General features: G+C 69.8%; 7 protein-coding genes. 2 read left to right on the top strand and 5 right to left on the bottom strand.

What is annotated here, in order from left to right; translation table 11 throughout:
• Positions 1-101 precede the first annotated feature (101 nt).
• Together FHD68_RS07265 and FHD68_RS07260 are read left to right on the top strand one after the other, a co-directional pair.
• Positions 102-1,343, top strand: coding sequence for a PqqD family protein (locus FHD68_RS07265; protein WP_127899457.1), 1,242 nt, complete (start codon positions 102-104; stop codon positions 1,341-1,343).
• A gap of 56 nt (positions 1,344-1,399) precedes the next feature.
• Positions 1,400-1,663: a hypothetical protein gene (locus FHD68_RS07260; protein WP_045999830.1), complete on the top strand. Its 264-nt coding sequence runs from the start codon at positions 1,400-1,402 to the stop codon at positions 1,661-1,663.
• Here FHD68_RS07260 and FHD68_RS07255 read toward each other — a convergent pair.
• The 5 genes from FHD68_RS07255 to FHD68_RS07235 all read right to left on the bottom strand — a co-directional run bounded on the left by FHD68_RS07255 (position 1,660) and on the right by FHD68_RS07235 (position 6,402).
• Entirely contained in the window at positions 1,660-3,015 is a 1,356-nt protein-coding gene (locus tag FHD68_RS07255) for an ABC1 kinase family protein (protein WP_139085477.1), read from the bottom strand. The genes FHD68_RS07260 and FHD68_RS07255 overlap by 4 nt on opposite strands.
• Positions 3,012-3,944 (bottom strand): NAD(P)/FAD-dependent oxidoreductase, encoded by a 933-nt coding sequence (locus tag FHD68_RS07250; RefSeq protein WP_127899455.1) that lies wholly within the window; start codon positions 3,942-3,944, stop codon positions 3,012-3,014. The genes FHD68_RS07255 and FHD68_RS07250 overlap by 4 nt, the downstream gene beginning before the upstream one ends.
• Positions 3,945-4,023: 79 nt before the next feature.
• On the bottom strand, positions 4,024-4,905 hold the full coding sequence (locus FHD68_RS07245) for a LysR family transcriptional regulator (RefSeq protein WP_127899454.1): 882 nt from the start codon (positions 4,903-4,905) through the stop codon (positions 4,024-4,026).
• A gap of 111 nt (positions 4,906-5,016) precedes the next feature.
• On the bottom strand, positions 5,017-5,280 hold the full coding sequence (locus FHD68_RS07240) for a hypothetical protein (RefSeq protein WP_127899453.1): 264 nt from the start codon (positions 5,278-5,280) through the stop codon (positions 5,017-5,019).
• Between the two features lie 174 nt (positions 5,281-5,454).
• Entirely contained in the window at positions 5,455-6,402 is a 948-nt protein-coding gene (locus tag FHD68_RS07235) for a nucleoside hydrolase (protein WP_164871480.1), read from the bottom strand.
• Positions 6,403-6,440: the final 38 nt, after the last annotated feature.

Below are 6,440 nucleotides of genomic sequence, written 5' to 3'. Positions count from 1 at the left end.
CGTCGCGTCCCGACAACCGTGGCATTCGCGGCCAGCGCGGCAGCCGTCCCTCGCGGCCGGGCACGCGCCGCGACTGGTCCAAGCCGTCGCGCTGATCCACGATGGCGCCCCCGTCCCGAACCCGCCCCGTCCGCGCCGCGCGCCAGTCGCCCGGCGCGGACAGCCATCTGCACTTTCCCGGCACCGGCCTGTCACTGCGATTGCAGGGTGCGGGGCCGGTCTGCAGGGCGCTGATGGGCGCGATCCGCGGATGGCAGCCGCAGACCATGTCCGCGCCACGACCGGGCCACCGCCAGACGCTGGTGACGCAAGGGCCAGGCGGGTTCGTCGCGCGTTCCCCGTTCTTTCAGGGCGATCTTGGGGGGCTGGATGCGGCCAGCGCCGCCTGCGCCCTGATCGCCGATCTGTCCGAGGGGTTTCTGGCAAACCGTCCGGGCTGCATGGCGCTGCATTGCGGGGCGTTCCGTTTCGTGGGCGACCTGATCCTGCTGACGGGTCCGATGCGGGCCGGAAAAAGCACGCTGATCGGGCGACTGACGGCGGAACCGGACGTCACGGTGTTCTGCGACGACGTGCTGCCGCTGACCGCCGACCTGAAGGCCGTGGCCCTGGGCATCGCGCCCCGCCTGCGGCTGCCCCTGCCAAAGGAGACCACCGTCGCCTTCCGCCGGCATGTCGCCATGACGCCGGGGCCGCGCGACAGGCGCTATGCCTATCTGGCGGCGCCCAACGTCGCCCCACACGGCACCCAGGCCCGGCCCGGCACGCTGATCGTGCTGGACCGGCGCCAGATCGGCCCCGCCACGCTGCACCGCATGGATCGCGATCAGGCGATGCACCACCTGCTGGCGCAGAACATGGGCGATCTGGGCAGCGCCGACCAGGCCTTTGCCAAGACCCGCGACATGGCCGCCGCGATGACCTGCCTGAGACTGGTCTATGCCGATCTGGAGGACGCGGTCGCCCTGCTGCGCCGGGCCTTCGCCCCCGACGCGCCACCCCAGACCAACGTGCCGCTGGCCGGCCCGCTGCCCGATCCGCTGCATGTGCCGGACAGGCGGTCCGTTCCGGTGCATCCCGACCGGGTACTGCGGCAGGCTCCGGGGATCGTGCTGCGGCGCATGGGGTCGGGGGCATTCCTGTGGACGCCCGCCGACCCGGTCGTCTGGCACCTGAATCCGGTCGGACACGCAGTCTGGGCGCTGCTGGAGATCCCCGGCAGCGCCGCCGATCTGGCCGACACCCTGGCCGAGGTCTTTGCCGACGTTCCCCGCGACCGCCTGACCCGCGACATCGCGGCCCTGATGGGCGACTTGCTGGAGGAGGGGTTCGTCACCGGATGAACCCCGCGCCCCGCACCGGCGTTGCCCCTGCTGCATGTCCGCCCCGGGAGGCCTTGATGACCGACACCGCCCTTGCCACGCTGGAAGCCCGTCTTGTCGCGCAACGCCGCCTGCTGGCGCGGCTGGTCGCGGCGCTGGAGCCGCAGGCCCGACAACCCGTCCTGGACTGGCTGGACCAGCGCGAAACGCTGCGCGACGGGCAGGAGGATCCCGGTGCCGTCCCGGCCGAGGGCGTGGGTCAGGCCCTGACCGTCACGGACGAATTCCGGATGATCCTGCGCCTGGCCCAGGACCGCCTGCACGAGATGGACCAGCCCTAGCCCCGCGCCTGCAGCATCTGCGCCAGATCGTCGGGCCGGATCAGTGCATCCAGGTCGACCCGCGCGCGCAGCCGCGACAGCAGCAGGTACAGCCCGCCGATCTTGCGGTGCAGGAACAGGATCTCGGGCGGGGGCATCTCGGCCCGGGTGCGAGTGCGAGCCACCTGCATCGCCAGATCGGCGACCTGGCGGGGAATGTCGCTGTGCGTCAGGTCCATGATGCCGCCCGCGCGCAGCGGATCGAACGCCAGGTCCATGATCTGCAGCAGCACGTCCTGATGCGCGGCATCTGTCTGGTCGCGGAAATAGCCGATGTCGATGGCGGCGCGGCGTACCCCTTCGCGGTCATCGGCCAGCGCGGCACGCAGCAGCGTCAGATAGCGCGGGGCCACCGGCGCCGAAAAGCCGCGCGTCGCCCCGAAATCCAGCAGCACGATGCGCCCGCCATCCGGATGCGTCTCGTCAGGCTGCCAGCGATAGTTGGCAAAGTTCGGGTCGGTCTGCATCAGGTCGAACCGGAACAGCTCCTCGATGACCAGACGGGCCAGATGATGGGCGGCACGATCGCGGGTGGCCTGGGGGGCGTCGGACAGCGCCTCGATCGGGTGGCTGTCGATGAAATCCATCGCCAGAACGTCGGCCGTGCTGAACTGATCGTCGGGCACCGGCAGGCGGAATTCGTCGCGCCCCGCCAGATTGGCGGCATAGAGGCGCATCTGTGCGGCCTCGCGCAGATAATCGGCCTCGGCATGCAGCTGGCTGCGCGCCTCGTCCATCAGGGCAGGCAGGTCGACCCCCTGCGGCATCAGGCCGGGGATGCGCAGCAAAAGGCCCATATTGTCGATGTCGCTGTCGATGCTGTCGCGCACACCGGGATACTGGACCTTGATCGCCAGGTCGCGCCCGTCGCGGGTTTGCGCGCGGTGCACCTGCCCGATCGAGGCCGCCGCGATCGGCCTGACCTGAAAGCGGGCGAAATGGCGCAACCAACCCGGCCCCCAGGCCCGGTCCAGCACCGCCTGCAGCTGCTTGGGCGGCATCGGATCGGCATCGGCGCGCAGCCGCGCCATGATCTGCGTCAGTTCGGGGGGCAGAAAGTCACCGGCCTCCATCGACACCAACTGGCCCATCTTCATCGCGGCGCCGCGCATCTGGGCCAGCTGCCCGGCCAAGCGGGCAGCATTCGCGGGCGTCAGGAACAGGTCCTGGGCCGAAGGCCGCTGCCCCGTCGCCAGTTGCCGCGCGCTCTGCGCCAGCGCGCGGCCGCCCATCCCGCCCGCCAGCCCCCCAAGGCGCAGCATCCGCGTCAGGCGGCCCTGCGGCACGGGGCGGGGGGTGCGGTCTTCCGTCATGATCGCGCCAGCAGATGCGCGGCCATCGCCCGGCCGCTGGACCAGCCATGTTCCGCATGGGGTCCCAACGCCCAATCCCCGCCGACGATCAGCCCCGCCGCGTCATCCGCCAGAAACGGTCGGCCAAGCGCCGCATCGGTCTGCGCGTACAGCCAGCGATGCGCGACGGCGTGGCGCAGGTGATCCGGCTTGGCCCCCAACAGATCCAGCAGCTGCGGCGCGATCAGATCCGCCAGTTCGGCAAAGGGCAGGTCGATATGGGCCATGCTGAAATCCGGGTCGGCCTGAACGAGCCAGGTGGTCAGCGGCTGTCCCTGCCGGCCCGGCTTTGCGCCGTCCTGCGCGACCCAAGCCAGCGCGCCGGTGCCGCGATGCGTGACGAAGGGGCGCGGAGCGGCGGGGCCCAGCCCTGCCATGACCGTGACGCTGGCCTGATAGCGGACCTGCGCCAGCGGCGCGGCAAAGGCGTGGGCCACGCCCAGCAGATCACGCGCCTGCGGGGCGGGAATGGCCAGAACGACGATGTCGGCGCGGTGGTCGATCCCCTCTCCGCGCAGGTGCCAGCCGTCGGGGTCCCGGTCCAGCGCGGTGACCATCAGGCCGGACCGGACGTCCAGTCCCTGCGCCAGCGCGCGGGGGATCTGGGCCATGCCGGGCGTGCCGATGATGCCGCCGTCCCACGGCGCGGCGTGGCCGTCGCGGACCATCGCCTGCAGCAGCGCGGCGAAATCGGGATCGGTGGCCGGCAGCACCTGCGCACCGTGGTCGAACCGCAACCCGTCGGCGGTGCGGCGCGTGGCAAGCCTGCCGCCGATGCCGCGACCCTTGTCGAACACCGTGACGGCATGCCCCGCATCCGCCAGCGCCCGCGCGCAGGTCAGCCCGGTGATGCCCCCGCCGATGACCGCCACCCTGACCTGTCCGCCCATGCCGCCCGCCTTTCCTGTCGCGCTCAGCAGGACAGAGTGCGACGACAGGCGCAAGGCGGCATTCTGTCCGCCCGCAGGATCAGGCCAGATCCAGCCGCCCGACAAAGTCCAGGAATGCCGCAAGGGCCGCCGTCACCAGCTTGCGGCTGGAATAGACGACATGGATCGGCACCCCCGGCAACGCATGATCGGCCAGGACCGGCACCAGCAGGCCGCGGGCCAGATCGTCGGCCACCTGGAATTCGGGCGCCAGCGCGATGCCCTTGCCGCCCACCGCCAGCGCACGCAGCAATTCGCCGTTGTTGCTGGAGAAGGCGGGTGTGATCTTCTGATAGACGACCTCGGTACCGCTGCGCAGCGGCCAGGTGCCCGGCCCCTTGAGGTTGGTGTAGTGCAGGCACTGGTGGTCGCGCAGGTCGGCGGGGCGCTGCGGGCTGCCGTGACGGGCGACGTAATCGGGCGATGCGACCAGCATGATGTTGGCATCGTGCAGGCGGCGGGCGTGCAGGCTGCTGTCCTCCAGCGTGCCGATGCGGATGACGGCGTCGAAACCGTCGCGGGTCATGTCCGACCGGCTGTCGTCCAGCACCACATCCAGCTGGATGTCGGGATGTTCGTCCATGAAGCGCATCAGATGCGGCTGAAAGACCTTCAGCGTGTATTGCACCGGCACGCCCAGCTTCAGCGGGCCCGAGGGGCGGCTGGAGGCGGCGCGGACGTCCTCGAACGCGGCGTCCAGGCGGGACAGGATGTCGGCCACCTGCGCGTGAAAGCCCAAGCCCGCCGCCGTGGGCGTGACCGCGCGCGTCGTGCGGGTCAACAGGCGCGTGCCCAGATCGGCCTCCAGGTCGGCGATCATCTTGCTGCACATGCTTTTGGAGATGCCCATCCGCCGTGCGGCGGCGGCAAAGCTGCCCTCGTCGATGATGGCCACGAAACTGCGCAGCACCTTGATATCCATCTGTCACCCTGGGGCCGATAGCCAAAGACTGATAATCAGTAGAGAAAAGCCGCCGCGCCAATGGCGTGACGGCTTGTGCCTGACCCGAGGGTCAAGATCCGTATGAATGAATTACCGGTCGCGATACAGGTTGGCAACCTTGTCGTCCGAACCAACACTGGTGACGCTCAGCAATTCGTCGCCGGACAGTCCTGCGCGCGACAATTCTTCCCCGGTCATCACGGAACGGGCAGGAACCTGTTTGGTTTGCGCTTTTGCTTCAACCTGCGCGGACGATAGCGAGCCGTCAGGACGCTCGTTACTTCCGTTAGCTGCGGCCATCGCGCCACCAGCGGTCAGGGACAGGGCGGCCAGGGCGTACACAAAGTTTTTCATGATCGTTTTCCTTGTTCTTGCAACATCTTGGAAGCGGTGGCGCGCCGGATGCGCGTCTGGTCCGTTCCGATGACTGTCAGATAAGGGGGGCACAAACGAAAGATTAGGCGCAAAATCGCGCGCTCTGTGTTCGATGGGACGGGACAATCGCGCGGGATCGTCCCGTCCGGTCGGTCAGGCGGTGCAGACCTGCGCGATGCGTGCCAGGATCGCGTCGGGCTGACCGTCCAGCGTGGCCGATTGCCGCGGGCGGCCCTCCCACGCGCCCAGGGGGCCCTGGCGGTCGGCGGGGTTCATCAGCGTCAGGCCCAGGGCGATGCCCTCGGACAGGACGCGGACCTCGCCCTGGGTCGTGGTGAACAGGTCCGGGTCGGTCAGATAGACGGCGGCGGTGCAGTCATGGACCAGCATCCCGTCATAGCCCGCCGCCTGGTAGAAGCCGACATAGCCCTGCGACAGGTCGGCCACCAGCTGCATCCCCGCGCCGCCCCGCGCGCCCAGATCGGCCAGCGACGCGCTGTCCATGAAGGTGCGCGTGGTCAGGTCCAGCGGCACCGCGACCACCGGCCAGTCCGCGCCAAAGACCACGTCGGCGGCCAGCGGGTCGCCCCAGATGTTCGCCTCGGCCGCGGGGGTGATGTTGCCGGGCACGCGGAAGGCGCCGCCCATGATCACCACGTCGCGCACCAAGCCTGCGATGTCGGGCGCCATCTGCACCGCGCGCGCCAGGTTCGTCATGCGCCCCACGGCCAGCACCCGCACCTCGCCCGGATGGGCGCGGATCGTGTCGATCAGGAACTGGGCGGCGGTGTCGGGGCCGTCGACCGGGGCCTCCGGGGTGGGGTGGTTGCCCAGGCCGTTGTCGCCGTGAATGTGGGTGGGCCAGAATTCGGGTGGCATGTCGGGGGTCATCGGCCCCTCGGCCCCGCGATGGACGGGGGCATCATGCCCCCAGGCCTGCAGCAGGAAGCGCGCATTGCGGGTGGTCATCGCCACCGGCGCGTTGCCGAAGACGGTGGTCACGCCCAGCAGCTCGATCTGCGGGTGGCGCACCAGATAGTAGAGGGCCAGCGCGTCGTCCACGCCGGGGTCGGTGTCAAAGATCACCTTGTGCTGGGTCATCGTCATGTCCTGTCTGTGATCGGCCCGATGTAACGTCC

The organism is Paracoccus marcusii (genome assembly GCF_006151785.1).
GTDB lineage: Bacteria > Pseudomonadota > Alphaproteobacteria > Rhodobacterales > Rhodobacteraceae > Paracoccus > Paracoccus marcusii.
This window is presented reverse-complemented; position numbering and strand designations above follow the sequence as displayed.

Coding starts and splice junctions, on each gene's coding strand:
- FHD68_RS07240 (WP_127899453.1), bottom strand. CDS start 5,280: ATGAAAAACTTTGTGTACGCCCTGGCCGCCCTGTCCCTGACCGCTGGT.
- FHD68_RS07260 (WP_045999830.1), top strand. CDS start 1,400: ATGACCGACACCGCCCTTGCCACGCTGGAAGCCCGTCTTGTCGCGCAA.
- FHD68_RS07245 (WP_127899454.1), bottom strand. CDS start 4,905: ATGGATATCAAGGTGCTGCGCAGTTTCGTGGCCATCATCGACGAGGGC.
- FHD68_RS07255 (WP_139085477.1), bottom strand. CDS start 3,015: ATGACGGAAGACCGCACCCCCCGCCCCGTGCCGCAGGGCCGCCTGACG.
- FHD68_RS07235 (WP_164871480.1), bottom strand. CDS start 6,402: ATGACCCAGCACAAGGTGATCTTTGACACCGACCCCGGCGTGGACGAC.
- FHD68_RS07265 (WP_127899457.1), top strand. CDS start 102: ATGGCGCCCCCGTCCCGAACCCGCCCCGTCCGCGCCGCGCGCCAGTCG.
- FHD68_RS07250 (WP_127899455.1), bottom strand. CDS start 3,944: ATGGGCGGACAGGTCAGGGTGGCGGTCATCGGCGGGGGCATCACCGGG.